Annotated in this window: 8 protein-coding genes; all 8 read left to right on the top strand. The window is 64.5% G+C overall.

Annotated features, from left to right (window positions below):
* Positions 1-191 precede the first annotated feature (191 nt).
* The 8 genes from HF854_RS02725 to HF854_RS02690 all read left to right on the top strand — a co-directional run bounded on the left by HF854_RS02725 (position 192) and on the right by HF854_RS02690 (position 16,631).
* The gene (locus HF854_RS02725) at positions 192-2,021 is read left to right on the top strand and encodes a SulP family inorganic anion transporter (protein ID WP_168934902.1); all 1,830 of its coding nucleotides are present in this window, start codon (positions 192-194) and stop codon (positions 2,019-2,021) included.
* Positions 2,021-3,019 (top strand): tRNA dihydrouridine synthase, encoded by a 999-nt coding sequence (locus HF854_RS02720; protein ID WP_205906008.1) that lies wholly within the window; start codon positions 2,021-2,023, stop codon positions 3,017-3,019. Before HF854_RS02725 ends, HF854_RS02720 begins: the two co-directional genes overlap by 1 nt.
* Positions 3,020-3,529: 510 nt before the next feature.
* Positions 3,530-4,381, top strand: a complete 852-nt coding sequence (ispH, locus tag HF854_RS02715; protein ID WP_168934901.1) for a 4-hydroxy-3-methylbut-2-enyl diphosphate reductase — start codon at positions 3,530-3,532, stop codon at positions 4,379-4,381.
* A 470-nt stretch (positions 4,382-4,851) separates the two neighbouring features.
* Positions 4,852-6,795 carry a selenocysteine-specific translation elongation factor gene (gene selB / locus HF854_RS02710; protein WP_168934900.1) on the top strand — a complete coding sequence of 648 codons (1,944 nt, stop codon included), beginning with the start codon at positions 4,852-4,854 and terminating at the stop codon, positions 6,793-6,795.
* 189 nt (positions 6,796-6,984) lie between these two features.
* On the top strand, positions 6,985-8,694 hold the full coding sequence (locus tag HF854_RS02705) for an FAD-dependent oxidoreductase (RefSeq protein WP_168934899.1): 1,710 nt from the start codon (positions 6,985-6,987) through the stop codon (positions 8,692-8,694).
* A 682-nt stretch (positions 8,695-9,376) separates the two neighbouring features.
* A complete protein-coding gene (gene nifJ / locus HF854_RS02700) occupies positions 9,377-12,925 on the top strand; it encodes a pyruvate:ferredoxin (flavodoxin) oxidoreductase (protein WP_168934898.1) in 3,549 nt (1,182 codons plus the stop codon).
* A 293-nt stretch (positions 12,926-13,218) separates the two neighbouring features.
* Complete coding sequence (gene pta / locus HF854_RS02695; protein WP_168934897.1) at positions 13,219-15,321, top strand: phosphate acetyltransferase; 2,103 nt, start codon at positions 13,219-13,221, stop codon at positions 15,319-15,321.
* Positions 15,322-15,422: 101 nt separating this feature from the next.
* Positions 15,423-16,631, top strand: a complete 1,209-nt coding sequence (locus HF854_RS02690; RefSeq protein ID WP_168934896.1) for an acetate kinase — start codon at positions 15,423-15,425, stop codon at positions 16,629-16,631.
* The last annotated feature ends 807 nt before the right edge of the window (positions 16,632-17,438 follow it).

The following is a 17,438-nucleotide window of genomic DNA, read 5'->3' as shown; positions in this document are numbered from 1 at the left end:
CGTAACGCCGCCGTCCCCTGCCAGGACGGCGGAACCGTACGCCACACGGCGCACGCCGTCGGGATACCCTGCCCCTTTCCTGTCACGATGCCGCCCGCCCTGCGGGGACATGCGCCGTTTTTTTCCGGCGCCCTGTCCTGCCGGGCGTCGCCCTTCCGGGCCCGTCACCTTCCATACCTCGGAGCGCCGCCATGAATGCCGCCCGCCTCTTCCCCTTCCTGAACGAACTGCGTCACTACAGCCTGCGCGACTTCCGCGCCGACTTCGTCGCCGCGCTCACCGTCACCCCCATGGCCGTCCCCCAGGCCATGGCCTATGCCCTCATCGCCGGGGTGCACCCGCAATACGGCATCTATGCCTGCATGCTGCCGGTCATCGTGGCCGCCCTCTGGGGGTCGGCCCGCTATCTGGCCGCCGGCCCCACCAACGCCATCTCCATGGTGCTGTTCACCACCATGAGCACGGTCAGCATCGGCGGCATCACCGTGGCCAGTCTGCCCGAAGAGGCCCGCATGCCCTACATCTTCGGCATCGCCCTGCTCTGCGGCCTCATCCAGGTGGGCATGGGCCTTGCCCGTCTGGGCGAGCTGGCCAATTTCATCTCCCATTCGGTCATGGTGGCCTTCTCCGCCGGTGCGGCCCTGCTCATCGCGTCGGGCCAGCTCAAGACCGCGCTGGGCCTGCCCTCCTCCCAGGCACAGGGATTCTTCCCCCAGATCGATCACGTCATCCACAACTTCACTCATCTCAACATCTGGTGCCTGCTGGTCTCCGGGGGCACCATCCTGCTGATCCTGCTTTTCAAGCGCATCTCGCGCCGCTTCCCGGCCACCCTGGCGGCCCTGGTCATCATCTCCGCCGTCTCGGCCCTGCTGGGTCTCCACGAGCAGGGCGTGCGCCTGGTGGGCGCCATCCCCAGCGTGGTCCCGCCCCTTTCCCTGCCCCCGGCCTTCGACATGGCCTCCATCCGCGACCTGTTCATGCCCGCGCTGGCCATCGCCCTGCTGGGCGCCGTGGAATCCCTGGCCATCGGCAAGCAGCTGGCGGGCATCCGCGGCGACCGCTTCGACGGCAGCCAGGAACTCATCGGTCAGGGCCTCGGCAACATCGCCGCGGGCCTCACCTCCGGCATCCCCGGTTGCGGCTCCTTCACCCGCAGCGCCCTGGTGGTCACCAGCGGCGGGCGCAGCCGCATGGGCACGGTCTTTTCGGGCCTGCTGGCCCTGCCCATGCTCTTCGTTATGGCGCCGCTGGTCAGCTGGCTGCCCATGCCTGCCCTGGCGGGCGTGCTGCTGCTCATCTCGGTGAACATGATCGACATCCCGGCCATCCGCCTTTGCCTGCGGGCCACGCGCATCGACCGCTGGGTGCTGCTCATCACCTTCGCGTCCACCCTGCTCCTCGATCTGGAGCGGGCCGTGTTCATCGGCGTGCTGCTCTCCCTGACCCTCTTCATCTACAAGGCGGCCCATCCCCGGGTACGCCGCCTGCGGGCCACGGACCCGCTCATGCGCTATGCCCCGGACAACATGCCCGAAGGCCTGGTGGTCTACGTCATCGAAGGCACGCTCTTCTTCGGCGCCATCCATGAGCTGGAGCGCCAGCTCTACGAAGAGGACGACACGCCGCCCCGTCTGGTGGTCCTGCACCTGACCCGCGTGTTCTGGCTGGATGCCTCCGGCGCCCATGCCCTTGAGCAGTTCCTCGAACGCTGCTATGCCCGCAGTGTGCCGGTGGTCCTGGTGGTGGGCAGCCGCAACGTGCGCGACATCCTCGGCCGCACGGGCGTCATCGACTGCCTGAGCGACGGCTTTGTGGCCGATACCCTGGGCGACGGCCTGCGCATCGGCGTGGACATGCTGAACAGGCATATCTGCTGCCACACCGGCTGCCCCGAGGAATCCTGTCCCGGTCCCGCCTGCCCCACGGCCGCTGCCCCCCGCAGCGTGGACCAGCTGGCGCAGCAGCGCCTGCAACAGATGCAACCCGAAGACCCTGCGTCCCGCACTACGGAACATTGATGATGCACAAAGCGTTTTTCCTGCCGGAATCCCCGGCCACCCCCGACAGCCTGCCCTTCGACCGGGAGCACCCCTGGCTGGCGCCCCTGGCCGGCTACAGCGACCTGCCCTTCCGCCTGCTCTGCCGCCAGTACGGCGCGGCGGTCTGCGTGACCGAGATGGTCAGCGCCAAGGGCCTTGTCTACCGCAGCCCCGGCACCGGCGAGCTGTTGCAGAGCCTGCCCGAGGACCAGCCGCTGGTGGTCCAGCTTTTCGGCGCCGAGGCCTCCTTCCTGCAACGGGCCGTGGAGATGCTCCGCGACGTGGGCTACGGCTGGTTCGACCTCAACATGGGCTGCTCGGTGGCCAAGGTCCTCAAACAGGGGGCCGGGGCCGCCATGCTGGGCGATGTGCCCAATGCCCTCGAAGTGGCCCGCGCCATGCTCCAGGCCGCCGGTCCCGGACGGGTGGGCTTCAAGATCCGTCTGGGCCTGGACAGCCAAAGGCATGTCTGGCGCGACCTTTCCCTGCGCCTCCAGGATCTGGGCGCGGGCTGGATCACCCTGCATCCGCGTACGGCGCGCCAGGGCTTCGGCGGCGAGGCCGCCCACGAGGTGCTGGCCGAGCTCAAGCAAGCCCTGGACATCCCCCTCATCGCCAGCGGCGACCTGTTCAGCGCCCGGGACGGCCTGCGCGTGCTGGAGCAGACCGGCGTGGATACGGTCATGTACGCCCGGGGCGCCATGCACGGCCCGGCCATCTTCGACGACCACCTCCGCCTTTGCCGGGGCGAGGAGCCCCAGCCCCCCTCACCGGCCGCCCTGCGGGCCATGGTCCTGCGCCACATGGAACTGGCCCAGGAGCTCTGTCCCGGTCGCGCCGCCCTCTGGAAGATGCGCAGCGTGGTGCCCCGCTACGTGCGCAGCCTGCCCGGCGTCAAGGCCCTGCGCCTCGAGCTCTGCCGCTGCACGTCCTGGGAAGGTCTGCACGAGCTGATGGACCGCTTTTTGCCGGAATAAACGGCAAGATCTGTTGAGGGGGAAGGGGACTTTTTCCAGCGGAAAAAAGTCCCCTTCCCCCTCAAACTCCCCCATCCTTCAAAAACCGCTCACGGCGTCCCGTGCTCCGCACAGGACGCTCGACGGGGAGTTCCGGTCTTCTCTCCCCCGCGCTTTCCTTTGCCTTCCTGGACAGCCTTCTTCATCTCCTCTCCAGCCGGGGAGCCATCCGCCGCCTGCCGGACGGGATTTCCCCTGCCTGCCCCGTCCCCCACAGGCAGGCGTCTTGTATCCCCCGTGCAATCACAGACGCACCTGCTCACAGGCTCTGCCCCTTTCCCGTATATCGAGCGTGTCGATAGGACGGTGTGCGCCGAAGGTGCCGTGCCGCCGCACAGGCGGACCCGCCCGGATGCCAGACAGCATCCGCCATCCGGCGGCGATTCCCGCACAGTGCGAGCGCCCCTTCCCCTTGACAGGGCCTCCCTCTCACGGAACACTGCCGCAAAGAATCTTTTCCGGGAGAGAACTATGGACGTCATCCGCGCCAAGACCGCCGGTTTCTGCATGGGGGTCGGCCTGGCCCTGCAAAAACTGGATACCGCTCTGGAACAGCCCTGCGAAGGCCGCACCTGCACTCTGGGCCCCATCATCCACAACCCGCAGGTCCTGGCCGACTATGGGGCCCTGGGGGTCTTCTGCGCCCAGGATCCTTCCCAGCTCAACGCCACGGACAGGGTCCTCATCCGCGCCCACGGCATCACCCGTCAGGTGGAGGAGGCCGTCCGCGCCACCGGCGCCGACGTGGTGGACGCCACCTGCCCCAAGGTCAAGCGCGCCCAGCTGGCCATCGAACGTGCCACCCGCGACGGCGAGGAGCTGCTGCTTTTCGGTGAGGCCGACCATCCCGAAGTGCGCGGCCTTGTCTCCTATGCCCACGGACCGGCCCATGTGTTCGGCAGCCGTGACGAACTGGCCGCCCTGCATGTGGACCCGGAACGTTCCTATGTGCTGGCCTCCCAGACCACCCAGGACCGTTCCGTCTTCGAACAGCTGGAAAAGGAACTGCGCGACCGCCTGCCCCGGCTCAAGGTGCTGGCCACCATTTGTGATGCCACCCGCGAACGCCAGGAAGAGGCCCGCAGCATCGCTGCCCAGGTGGATGCCATGGTGGTAGTGGGCGGCCGCCAGAGCGGCAACACCCGCCGTCTGGCCGATCTGGCGGCCCAGAGCGGCATCAGCACCTATCATATCGAACAGGCCGAAGAACTGCGGGCCGAAGACTTTGCCGGCAAGGGGCGTGTGGGCCTTACCGCCGGGGCTTCCACGCCCCGCAAGCTCATCGACGCCACCCAGCAATGGCTGGAGCAGTTGCCGGATTAACGGGACTTCCGCGGGGCACCGCTGTGTGCCCCGCAGACCGTGCAGCCTTGTGAACAAAAGGCTTTGCCGTACGGAACGGACGGCAAAAAAACTTTTCTTCCGTCCCCGGCCCTTGCGGAGCTGCCCTTCCTGCCCCCGCCAAGGCCCTTCGGACATTCCCCTTATTTTTTTCTTGTATTTGTTTGCCGGCGGCACTCGTTCTCCGGTAAACAGGGCATAGCCCGGACGCTGTTCATAATGATCTGTATTTGATGATTATTTTTGAACAAAATCGTACCATGGCTCTAATTGTGATATTTTTCACCAGAGCGTTGGAGGCCTGAAACTTCTTCGGTCGTCCGCCGCAGCCGTTTGCAAAGCCCCGCTCTCTGGCGTACACTGAAAACCAGTTCCGTACACGGGACAGTCCCCCTCACCGGGCCGCCGCAAGGCGTTTCCGGCGGGGCTCCTGTGTTTTTTCTGGGGGTAGAATGGCTCTGATCCTGGGTACCGCCGGTCACATCGACCACGGCAAGACATCTCTGGTCCGCGCGCTGACGGGCATCGACTGTGACCGTCTGGAAGAAGAGAAGCGGCGCGGCATCACCATCGAACTGGGCTTCGCCTGGGTCCCCATGCCGGGTGGCGAGCGTCTGGGCATCGTGGACGTGCCCGGCCATGAACGCTTCGTCAAAAACATGGTGGCCGGTGCCGCCGGTGTGGACTTCGTCATGCTGGTCATCGCCGCCGACGAAGGCGTCATGCCCCAGACCCGCGAACATCTGGAGATCTGCTCCCTGCTGGGCATCCGGCACGGTTTCGTGGCCCTGACCAAGGTGGACATGGTGGACGCGGACTGGCTGGAACTGGTCCAGGAAGACGTGCGCACCTTCCTGCAGGGCACTTTTCTGGAAGGCGCCCCCATCTTCCCCGTCTCGTCCAGCACGGGCCAGGGCATCCCGGCCCTGCGCGAACATATCCTGGCCTGCGCCAGCAGCCTGCCGCCCCGGCACGGCTCCGACATCTTCCGCCTGCCGGTGGACCGCGTGTTCACCCTCAAGGGGCACGGCACGGTCATCACGGGCACGGTCATTTCCGGCGCGGTCAGCGAAGGGGACGAACTCTGCTTCATGCCCGGCGCCCTGCCCACCCGCGCCCGCAGCCTGCAGCGCCACGGCAGCAGCGTGGAGATGGTCCGCGCCGGCGAGCGCTGCGCCGTCAACGTGCAGGGCCTGGAAGTGACGGACATCCATCGCGGCAACACCCTCTGCCGTCCCGACACCCTTTTCCCCTCCCGCCGCTGGCTGGTGCGTCTGCAGTGCCTCAAGTCCGCGCCGCGGCCCCTGCGCCAGCGTACCGAGGTCCACTTCCACCACGCCACGCAGGAATGCGCGGCCCGGGTGGTCTTCTTCGACCGTGACCGCCTGGCCCCCGGCGATTCCTGCCTGGCCGAACTGCGCTTCTCCAGCGATATGGTGGGCGTGTTCGGCGACCATTGCGTGCTGCGCGCCTACTCGCCCCTGCGCACCGTGGCCGGCGGCACCATCGTCAGCCCCCTGCCGCCCCTGCTGCGCCGCAAGGACCCGGATTTCCAGAACAAGCTCGACCTGCTGGCCCGTCTGCCCGAACTGGCCGCACCCGAATACATCACGGCCCACTCCGGCCTCGACCTCACCAGGGCGGCCCTGAGCCTCAGCGGCAGCGCGGGCGCCAGCCACAGCCAGCTGCAGGCCCTCACCGGCCAGAGCGCCGCGGCCCTGCAGAAGCAGCTGGTCCAGCTGTCTTCCCAGGGCGAGGCCATCTGCTGGCACAAGGAAGGCCGCATGTGGATCGCCAGCCTGCATTTCGAGGCCCTGATCCGCGCCTGCCTGGACAGGGCCGCCGCCCTGCACGCCAAGAACCCGCTCAAGCCCTCGCTGCCCAGCGGCGCCCTGTGCGCCGGCTGGAGCGACAAGCTGCCCCAGCGTCTGGTGGCGCGCGTGCTGGAAGCGGCCCAGAAAAAGGGCCTGCTGGTGGCCGAAGGCGACGGCCTGCGCCTGGCCAGCCACAAGATCACGCTGGCTTCCGACCAGGAGGGCCTGAGCCGCAAGCTGCTGGAGGCCCACACCAGCGCGGGCCTGACCCCGCCCAACCTCAAGGACGTGCTCGAGGAGCTGGGCGTGAGCAGCAAGGAGGCGGCGCCCGTCCTGCGCCTGCTGTGCGAACAGAAGAAGCTGGTGCGCGTCAAGGACGGCCTCTACTACGGCAACGAGGCCGTGGAAGAGATCCTGGACAAGGTGCGCCTGTGGTTCAGCGACCATGAGGATCTGGACGTGGGCGGCCTCAAGGAGATCCTGGGCCTTTCGCGCAAGTACCTCATCGCCCTGCTGGAGTTCATGGACAGGGAAAAGATCACCGTCCGGGTGGGAGACGCCCGGCAGTATCGGGGCCGCTAGGGACAGGTATCCTGTCCCCGTCTGGTGACCGCAGGGTCGCCGCCCGAGGCCCGACCAACAACAGCGTCATGCTCCGGCGACCGCGCCCGCGGCCGCCCGTGTCCGGGCGAGAGACCTCGTCCCCGGACGGCACAAAGTTTGAGACGCCCGGCGTTTCAAACGCCAAATGCTCTACAAGGAGAGTCTATCATGGCACAGAAAATCCTGGTTATCGGCGGCGTTGCCCTGGGTCCCAAGGCTGCCTGCCGCTGCAAGCGCCTGATGCCCGACGCCGAGATCACCCTGGTGGATGAAAACCTCTTCATCTCCTACGGCGGCTGCGGCATCCCCTATTATGTGTCCGGCGAGGTCAACAACCTCGACGACCTGCGCGCCACGCCCTACCACACCGTGCGTGACCCCGAATTCTTCCGTACCATGAAAGGCATCACCGTGCGCAACCAGACCCGCGCCATGGCCATCGACCGCGCCGCCAAGACCCTGCTGGTGCGCAACGTGGTCACCGGCGAGGAAGAAAAGCTGCCCTACGACAAGCTGGTGCTGGCCACCGGTGCCACCCCGCGCATGCCTCCGGTGGAAGGTCACGACCTGAAGAACGTCCTGACCCTCACCCGTCTGGAAGCCGCCGACGTCATCCGCAAAGCCTGCGAACACGGCCAGGTCAACGAGGCCGTCATCGTGGGCGGCGGTTTCATCGGTCTGGAAGCTGCCGTGGCCCTGTCCGACATGTGGGGCGTTAAGGTCAGCGTGGTGGAAATGATGGACCAGATGCTGCCCGGCGTGCTCTCCCACAACATGGGCAAGATGGCCGCCCACGACTGCGAGGCCCACGGCCTGTCCGTCTACACCTCTGAAAAGGTCGTCAAGCTGGAAGGCAAGGACGGCGCCGTGTGCAAGGTCATCACCGACAAGCGCGAACTGCCCGCCCAGCTGGTGATCTTTGCCGCCGGTTTCCTGCCCAACGGCCAGCTGGCCAAGGACGCCGGTCTGGAAGTGGCCCCCTTCGGCGCCATCGTGGTCAATGAAAAGATGCAGACCAGCGACCCCGACATCTATGCCGGCGGCGACTGCGTGGCCATCAAGAACCTCATCACCGGCAAGCTGGGCTACCTGCCCCTGGGCAGCATGGCTAACCGCCAGGGCCGCGTCATCGGCACCAACCTGGCCGGCGGCGATGCCAGCTTCCCCGGCTTCGTGGGCACCTGGGCCGTGAAACTGTTCGACATGTCCTTCTGCGGCGCCGGCCTCACTGTGGAACGCGCCCGCAAGGAAGGCTATGACGCCATCTCCGTGGCCGTGGAACAGCTGGACCGCGCCCACTTCTATCCCGAAAAGAACATGATGAGCCTGGAACTGGTGGTGGACAAGAGGGACCGCCGCGTGCTGGGCATCCAGGGCGCCTGCACCGCCGGTGACGCCCTCAAGGCCCGCATCGACGCCGTGGCCGCCGTGCTGCAGTATGGCAAGCCCACCGTGGAAGACATCTCCAACCTGGAGATCTCCTACGCGCCGCCTTTCGCCTCCGCCATGGACGTGGTCAACGTGGTGGCCAACGTGGCCGACAACGTGCTGGCTGGCCGTGTGAAGCCCATCACCTCCGAAGAGTTCATGGCGCTGTGGGAAAAGCGCGCCGAGAACAACATCTTCTTCATCGACGCCCGTCCCGCCAAGGCCGGTCAGGCCGTGCAGGCCGTCCATCCCGAATGGCACTCCATCTCTCTGGAAGAGATGCCCAGCCGGGTCAACGAAGTGCCCAAGGACCGTCCTGTGGCCATCATCTGCAACACCGGTCTGCGCGCCTATGACAGCGTGCTGATCCTGGCCCGCAACGGCATCACCGACGTGGTCAACGCCGCCGGCGGCATGCAGGCCGTGCTCAAGACCGGCGGCAAGATCTAGCTGTTTGTCCTTGTGACCTGTTCAAGGGGCGCCCGTCAGGGGGCCCCTTTTTTCATGGCCTGCCGGCGGGCCCCTGTCCGGCACGGCGGCAGTCGCCCCGGGCACCCGGCCGACCGCCCCTGAAGGCCGGGGAACGGCCTCTTCGCCCGCCTCCCTTCCCTGCGCTTTCCCGGTCAGCAGCCTGCCGCAGCAAGGTGCCATGACCGGCAGGGCACCGCCCCTTCCCAAGCCCTGCCGGGAGGACCTCCAAAGCCTTTCGCAGCGCCGTTTTGCGGGCTATGATCACATGACATATTTCATGGTATTTTCCGTTATTGCCTTTTGTCGCCCTTTTTAGTAGGCAGCCTGAAGAGAGACAAAGGCGCCGGTCACGCGTCCTGCGGAGCCGCAGCGGCTCAATATCTTTCTAACTCCTTTGTTTCTCTTGCAAAAATGCTTGTGCATTTTTTTTCACAGCCTGCCCACATTAGACTGTTCAAACAAACAATTTTGTGGTAGGGCTCATCCATTGCGAACAGGCACGGTCCCGGCCGTTTTTTCGGGCTTCTTCCGCCCGGGCCGCTCCGGCCTCATGCCACGGCATGATGCGATGGATCCTCTCTGTTTGCACAAGACCACCGCTTGCCGGTGTGTCCATTCCGGAAAAACATGCGCGCCAAGATAGACGCGCAAGGAGGAACAGATGGCGAAAATGAAAACCATGGACGGCAATAACGCCACCGCGTATATTGCCTACGCTCTGTCGGACACGGCTGCCATTTACCCCATTACCCCTTCGTCCGTCATGGGCGAAGTCATGGACGAAATGGCTGCCAAGGGTTGCAAAAACCTGATGGGCCAGACCGTGACCGTGCGTGAAATGCAGTCCGAAGCCGGTGCCGCCGGTGCCGTGCACGGTATGCTGGCTGCCGGTTCTCTGACCAGCACCTACACCGCTTCCCAGGGCCTGCTGCTCATGATCCCCAACATGTACAAGATCGCCGGCGAACTGCTGCCCGGCGTCTTCCATGTTTCGGCCCGTGCCCTGGCTTCCCACGCTCTGTCCATCTTCGGTGACCATCAGGACGTCATGGCCTGCCGCCAGACCGGTTTTGCCTTCCTCTGCTCCTCTTCGGTGCAGGAATGCATGGACATGGCCCTGGTCGCCCACCTGTCCGCCCTTGACGCCAGCGTGCCCTTCTGCCACTTCTTCGACGGTTTCCGTACCTCTCACGAAGTGCAGAAGATCGAGACCATCGATTACGAAGACATCCGCAAGCTGGTTCCCTGGGACAAGGTCGAAGAGTTCCGCGCCAATGCCATGAACCCGGAACATCCCCATATCCGCGGCACCGCCCAGAACCCCGACATCTTCTTCCAGAACCGCGAAGCCAGCAACCTGTACTATGACGCCGTGCCCGGCATCGTGCTGGAAAACATGAAGAAAGTGGCCGCCATCACCGGCCGCAAGCATCGCCTGTTCGACTACGTGGGCCATCCCGAAGCCGACCGCGTGATCATCAGCATGGGCTCCTCCTGTGAAGTCATCCAGGAAACCGTCAACTACCTGAACGAACGCGGCCAGCGCGTGGGTCTGGTGAAAGTGCATCTGTTCCGTCCCTTCTCGGCCGAACACCTGCTGCAGGCCATCCCCGCCACCGCCACCACCATCACCGTCCTCGACCGCACCAAGGAACCCGGTTCCCTGGGCGAGCCCCTGTACCAGGACGTGTGCACTGCCTTCATGGAAAAGGGCGAAGCTCCCACCATCGTGGGCGGCCGTTACGGTCTGGGCTCCAAGGACTTCACCCCCGGCATGGCCAAGGCCGTGTTCGACAACATGCTGGGCCTGGCTCCCAAGAACCACTTCACCGTGGGCATCCACGACGACGTGACCAACCTGAGCCTCGACGTTGAAGAAGAGATCGACACCGTGCCCGCCGGCACCGTGCAGTGCAAGTTCTTCGGTCTGGGCGCCGACGGTACCGTGGGTGCCAACAAGCAGGCCGTCAAGATCATCGGTGACAACACCGACATGTACGCTCAGGCCTACTTCGCTTACGACTCCAAGAAGTCCGGTGGCTTCACCGTGTCCCACCTGCGCTTCGGCAAGAGCCCCATCCAGTCTTCCTACCTCATCACCCAGGCGGACTACATCGCCTGCCACAAGGCCGCCTATGTCACCCAGTACGACATCCTGGACGGCATCAAGGACGGCGGTACCTTCGTGCTGAACTCCAACTGGTCGCTGGAAGACATGGAAAAGCACCTGCCTGCTTCCATGAAGCGCACCATCGCCCGCAAGCACCTGAAGTTCTTCAACGTTGACGCCGTTGCCGTGGCCCAGGAAGTGGGTCTGGGCGGCCGCATCAACATGATCATGCAGACCGCTTTCTTCAAGCTGGCCAACGTGATCGACTTCGACAAGGCCGTGGCCCTGCTGAAGGAATCCATCAAGAAGACCTACGGCATGAAGGGCGACAAGATCGTCAACATGAACATCGCCGCCGTGGACAAGGGCATGGACGCCCTGGTCGAGATCAAGTACCCCGAATCCTGGGCTGACGCCACCGAAGGTGCCGAAGTCTGCCATTGCGGCGACGACGACTACATCGCCGGTGTGGTGCGTCCCATCCTGGCCCAGCGCGGCGACAAGCTGCCCGTGTCCGCCATGGAACCCGCCGGCATCATGCCTCTGGGCACCGCTGCCTGTGAAAAGCGCGGTGTGGCCATCAACGTGCCCGAATGGGTGGCCGACAACTGCATCCAGTGCTGCCAGTGCTCCTTCGTGTGCCCCCACGCCGCCATCCGCCCCGTGGTCGCCAATGACGAAGAACTGGCCGGCGCTCCCGAAAGCTTCGTGACCGTGCCTGCCAAGGGCAAGGAACTGACCGGCATGAAGTTCCGCATGCAGGTGTACGCCGAAGACTGCCTGGGCTGCGGCTCCTGCGTGGAAGTCTGCCCCACCAAGACTGAAAAGCGCGCCCTGACCATGAAGCCCCTGGATACCCAGATCGACGCCCAGGTGGCCAACCTGGCCTTCGCCGAAGCCAACGTCTCCATCAAGGACGACCTGATGGCTCGCGACACCGTCAAGGGTTCCCAGCTGCAGCAGCCCCTGCATGAGTTCTCCGGCGCCTGCGCCGGCTGCGGTGAAACCCCCTACGTCAAGGTGCTCACCCAGCTGTTCGGCGAACGCATGCTGATCGCCAACGCCACCGGTTGCTCCTCCATCTGGGGTGCTTCTTCCCCCACCACGCCCTACACCACCAACAAGGACGGCTTCGGTCCCGCCTGGGGCAACAGCCTCTTTGAAGACGCCGCCGAATTCGGCTGCGGTATCGGTCTGGGCTACAAGCAGCGCCGCGGCGCCCTGGCCCTGGCTGTCAAGGAAGCCCTGGCCACCGAAGGCATCGACGACGAACTGAAGGCCTCCCTGCAGGGCTGGCTGGACAACATGGAAGACGCCGAAGGCTCCCGCAAGTTCGGCGAAGAGATCCTGGACAACCTGGACAGCCTGTCCGAAGCCAACCACGCTCTGGCCCACAAGCTGTGGGATATGGGCGACCTCTTCACCAAGAAGAGCGTGTGGATCTTCGGTGGTGACGGCTGGGCCTACGACATCGGTTACGGCGGTCTGGACCACGTTCTGGCTTCCGGCGACGACATCAACGTCCTGGTGATGGATACCGAAGTGTACTCCAACACCGGCGGTCAGGCCTCCAAGTCCACTCCTCTGGGCGCCATCGCTCAGTTCGCCGCTGCCGGCAAGCGCATCGGCAAGAAGGACCTGGGCCGCATGGCCATGAGCTACGGCTATGTGTACGTGGCCTCCATCGCCATGGGCGCCGACAAGCAGCAGGTGCTCAAGGCCTTCCGCGAAGCCGAAGCCTACAAGGGCCCCTCGCTGATCATCGCCTACGCTCCCTGCATCAACCAGGGTATCCGCAAGGGCATGGGCAAGAGCCAGGAAGAAGAAAAGCTGGCCGTGCAGACCGGCTACTGGCCCCTGTACCGCTTCAACCCCGAACTGGCCAAGGAAGGCAAGAATCCCTTCCAGCTGGACTACACCAAGGATCCCAACGGCGAACTGCAGGCCTTCCTGGCCGGCGAAACCCGTTTCGCCGCTCTGGACAAGAAGGATCCCGAAGTGTCCAAGCAGCTCAAGGCTGAACTGGACAAGGCCTACAACGAGCGTCACGCTCTGTACAAGCAGCTGGCCAGCCTGCCTCATCCCGGCAGCGAAAACTAAGCCGGCATACGCTGAATAAATGAAGGGGCGCGGCCGCAACGGCCGCGCCCCCATTATCTGGAGCGTGGGTCGAGCCCCAGCGTCCTCCGGCCCGCCGGCAAGGACGCGCCCATGCCGGGACGGCAGACCCGCATGGCGCAACATCATCTTTCCGCCCGCAAGGGCAGCGGCCCTCGGGCCGCGGCGCGCAGCGCGCCATCAGCCAACCCGCGCTCGGGAAGTTTCCGGCTCGCGAAACTTCAAACATAACGGCATCGATTCACCGGGGCCAGCGCCCCGTCCTGGAGGAAACCATGCATCGCGCCCTATACCTTACCGCCACGGGCCCGCGCACCGGCAAGCGCGCCATCGCCCTGGGCACCATGTCCATCCTGAGCCGCAACATGCAGGATGTGGCCATTTTCCGCCCCATCATCAATGAACCCCAGCTGGATGACCGCGCCCCGGACATCAACCTGCTGCTGGAACACTTCAAGCTCAAGCAGGACTACTGCGACACCTTCGCCTACACCTACCAGGAAGTGCGCACCATCATCAATCAGGGCGACCGCAACCTGGTCATCGAGAACATCATCCAGAAGTTCAAGGAACTGCAGAGCCGCCACGATTTCGTGCTCTGCGTGGGCACCGAATTCCTGGGCAAGGACCCGGTCTTCGAATTCGAACTGAACGCCGAGATCGCCTCCAACCTGGGCTGCCCCGTGATGCTCATCACCAGCGGTGAAGGCAAGAACGCCGAAGAAGTGCGCGACTCCCTGCTGGTGACCCGCGACTCCATGGCCCCCTACTCCTTGGACGTCATCGCCACCATCGTCAACCGCTCCAGCCTGACCCGCGCCGAAGCCGACGGCCTGAGCGACATCTTTGCCGCTGATGACAAGCCCGGCCTGGTCTACGCCATCCCGGACGAGCCCGCCCTGGGCCGCGCCACCATGCGCGACCTGCAGAAGGGCCTGAACGCCGAAGTGCTCTCCGGTGAGGCCCATCTCGACGCCCTGGTGGGCGACTACCTCATCGCCGCCATGCACGTGGACAACTTCCTGGGCTACCTGGCCAAGGACCAGCTCATCGTGACCCCCGGCGACCGCACCGACATCCTGCTGGCCTCCATCGCCTCCCGCCTGTCCTCCAGCAAGCCCGACATCGCCGGCGTGCTGCTGACCGGCGGCATCCGTCCCAGCGCCGAAGTGAGCAGCCTCATCGAAGGCTGGACCGGTGCCCCCCTGCCCGTGCTGCTGACCGAACAGCACACCTCCAAGGCCTTCATGTCCCTGCAGGAGATCTACGGCCTCATCGAGCCCACCGATACCCGCAAGATCAACACCGTGCTGGGCCTGTATGACCACTACGTCAACGGCAAGGAGATCAGCGCCCGCCTGAACATGACCAAACCCGGCCGCATGACGCCCATGATGTTCGAACTGAACCTCATCGAGCGCGCCAAGGCCAACAAGATGCGCATCGTCCTGGCCGAAGGCGAGGAACCCCGCATCCTGCAGGCCACCGACATCCTGCTGCGCCGCGAAGTAGCTGACATCATCCTGCTGGGCAATGAAGACAAGATCAACAAGCTGGCCCGCGAACTGCACCTCGACATCAGCAAGGCCACCATCATCGATCCCGTCACCTCGCCCAAGTTCGAAGACTACGCCGCCACCTATGCCGAACTGCGCAAGGCCAAGGGCGTGACCATCGAACGCGCCCGCGACGTCATGAGCGACGCTACCTACTACGCCACCATGATGGTCAAGAAGGACGACGCCGACGGCATGGTCTCCGGTGCCGTGAACACCACCGCCCACACCATCCGTCCCGCCTTCGAATTCATCAAGACCAAGCCCGGCTACTCCGTGGTCTCCTCGGTCTTCCTGATGTGCCTCAAGGACCGCGTGCTGGTCTTCGGTGACTGCGCCGTCAACCCCAACCCCACCTCCCAGCAGCTGGCCGAGATCGCCGTGGCCTCCGCCGATACCGCCAAGGTCTTCGGCATCGATCCCCGCGTGGCCATGCTCTCCTACTCCACCGGTACGTCCGGCAAGGGTGCCGACGTGGATGTGGTGGTGGAAGCCACGGCCCTGGCCAAGGAAAAGGCTCCCGAGCTCTCCCTGGAAGGCCCCCTGCAGTACGACGCCGCCATCGATCCCACCGTGGCCAAGACCAAGCTGCCCAACAGCAAGGTGGCCGGCAAGGCGACCGTCTTCATCTTCCCCGACCTCAACACCGGCAACAACACCTACAAGGCTGTGCAGCGTGCCGCTGAGGCCGTGGCCATCGGTCCTGTCCTGCAGGGCCTCAACAAGCCCGTCAACGACCTGTCCCGCGGCTGCACCGTGCCCGATATCGTGAATACCGTGGCCATCACCGCCATCCAGGCCGCTGCCGAAAAGCAGAAGTAGTACGGACACGCGCCGGCCTCGCCCGGCATCCTGTCCGCAACCACCATATCAGGGACGGAGCCCAGGCTCCGTCCCTCCATTCCCCCCTGACGAGGATCCTCATGAAAGTACTGGTTATCAACGCTGGCTCTTCCTCCTGCAAATATCAGCTGCTGGAAATGGACACCGAGACCGTCCTGGCTTCCGGTCTGGCCGAACGCATCGGCCAGGGCATGGGCAAGCTGACCCACAAGATCGCTCCTGACAGCGACCACGAAGAAAAGATCGTGCGCGAAAGCGCCTTCCCCACCCACGTGGAAGCCATGGAACTGGTCATCTCCCTGCTGACCGACCCTGAAAAGGGCGTCATCAAGGACAAGAGCGAGATCTACGCCATCGGCCACCGCGTGCTGCACGGCGGCGAATCCATCACCGAGACCGTGAAGGTGGACGAAAACGTGAAGCAGATCATCCGTGACTGCTTCCCCCTGGGCCCCCTGCACAACCCCGCCAACCTCATGGGCATCGAAGTGGCCGAAAAGCTCTTCCCCGGCGTGCCCAACGTGGCCGTGTTCGACACCGAATTCGGCATGGCCATGCCGCAGGAAGCCTACATGTACGGCCTGCCCTACGAGATCTACGAAGAGATGCACATCCGCCGCTACGGCTTCCACGGCACCTCTCACAAGTACATCGCCAAGAAGACCGCCGAATACCTGGGCAAGCCCCAGTCCGAGCTGCGCTCCATCACCATGCACCTCGGCAACGGCTCTTCCATGAGCTGTGTGAAAGACGGCAAGTGCTTTGACACCAGCATGGGCCTCACCCCTCTGGAAGGCCTCATCATGGGCACCCGCTGCGGTTCCATCGACCCGGCCATCGTCCCCTTCATCATGGAAAAGAAGGGCCTGACCCCCGAGGAAATGGACACCCTGATGAACAAGAAGTCCGGCCTGCTGGGCCTGTGCGGCTTCACCGACATGCGTGACGTGCACAAGGAGATCGAGAACGGCAACAAGAAGGCCGAACTGGCCCTCAACATGCTGGTCCGCAGCATCAAGAAGACCCTGGGCGCCTACTTCTTCCTGCTGGGCGGCAAGGTCGATGCCCTGGTCTTCACCGCCGGTATCGGTGAAAACGACGACATCGTCCGCGCCAAGGTCTGCGAAGGCCTGGAAGAACTGGGCGTGCGCCTGAACCTGGAAGAAAACGGCACTCGCAAGCCCGGTGCCCGCACCATCTCCACCCCCGACAGCAAGATCAAGGTCCTCATCATCCCCACCAACGAGGAACTGCAGATCGCCCAGGCCACCATGGAAGTGCTGGCCTAAGGCACGAATATGTTGAGGAGGAAGGGCCCCTTTTGCCTGCGGTAACAAGCGGGCCTCTCCTCAAACTCCCCTCCCCAGACGCTCTTGGAAAGGCGCCTACGCACCTTCCTCCGTTCAAAGCAGAGCAGCATGGGACGGGGCGCGGCAACAAAGGCCGCATTCGGAGCTGTGCCCGCCGCACCGGTGCCTCGCTTCCCGGCGTCAACGACAGCTCCCACGATACGAAACGGGCCGTCTCTTCAGGAGACGGCCCGTTTTTGTTTTATTGATGATCTGCCGGGCTGGCTGGCTTAAGGGGGAGGGCCCCTTTTTCCTGCGGTAAAAAGCGGGCCCTCCCCCTCAAACTCCCCCTCCCCCCAAAAAACGCTCATGGGAAGGCGCGCTCCACGCGCCTTCCTTCGTTCAGGACAAAAAAACGCAAGGCGGGGAAGCGACAACAGAAATGCCGCCCGAAGGGTGTCCGCCATACCGTCCCCGCCAGCAGCCTGCCGGCGGGGACAGCGTGCCATATCATGCTGTGCATCCCGGAGACCGGCAGCCGCCACAGGTCCCGCTCGATGCTCCGGGACAACGATTTTTAAAGAGAGGAAGAGAACCTGGGAGGAGGGATTTGGAGTGCGGGGAAAAACCTCCGCCTGCCCGGCAGGCCTGTGCTTCCTTTTCCCCTCCCGGCAGAGGCAGGCCCTGATAAAGTTTTTTGGCGTGGAGGGGGAGGCCGCACCTTTTGTCCGGCAGATTGTAAATTGAAACGCAACACGGGGCTTGCGTAAAACAGGAAGACCCACAACAGTCAAGGTTGGAAAAAAA

The organism is Desulfovibrio piger (assembly GCF_012843875.1).
Taxonomy (GTDB): Bacteria; Desulfobacterota; Desulfovibrionia; order Desulfovibrionales; family Desulfovibrionaceae; genus Desulfovibrio.
This window is presented reverse-complemented; position numbering and strand designations above follow the sequence as displayed.

Excerpts from the sequence above, each read along its gene's own strand:
- HF854_RS02725 (WP_168934902.1), top strand. The coding sequence starts at position 192 with ATGAATGCCGCCCGCCTCTTCCCCTTCCTGAACGAACTGCGTCACTAC.
- HF854_RS02720 (WP_205906008.1), top strand. The coding sequence starts at position 2,021 with ATGATGCACAAAGCGTTTTTCCTGCCGGAATCCCCGGCCACCCCCGAC.
- ispH (WP_168934901.1), top strand. The coding sequence starts at position 3,530 with ATGGACGTCATCCGCGCCAAGACCGCCGGTTTCTGCATGGGGGTCGGC.
- selB (WP_168934900.1), top strand. The coding sequence starts at position 4,852 with ATGGCTCTGATCCTGGGTACCGCCGGTCACATCGACCACGGCAAGACA.
- HF854_RS02705 (WP_168934899.1), top strand. The coding sequence starts at position 6,985 with ATGGCACAGAAAATCCTGGTTATCGGCGGCGTTGCCCTGGGTCCCAAG.
- nifJ (WP_168934898.1), top strand. The coding sequence starts at position 9,377 with ATGGCGAAAATGAAAACCATGGACGGCAATAACGCCACCGCGTATATT.
- pta (WP_168934897.1), top strand. The coding sequence starts at position 13,219 with ATGCATCGCGCCCTATACCTTACCGCCACGGGCCCGCGCACCGGCAAG.
- HF854_RS02690 (WP_168934896.1), top strand. The coding sequence starts at position 15,423 with ATGAAAGTACTGGTTATCAACGCTGGCTCTTCCTCCTGCAAATATCAG.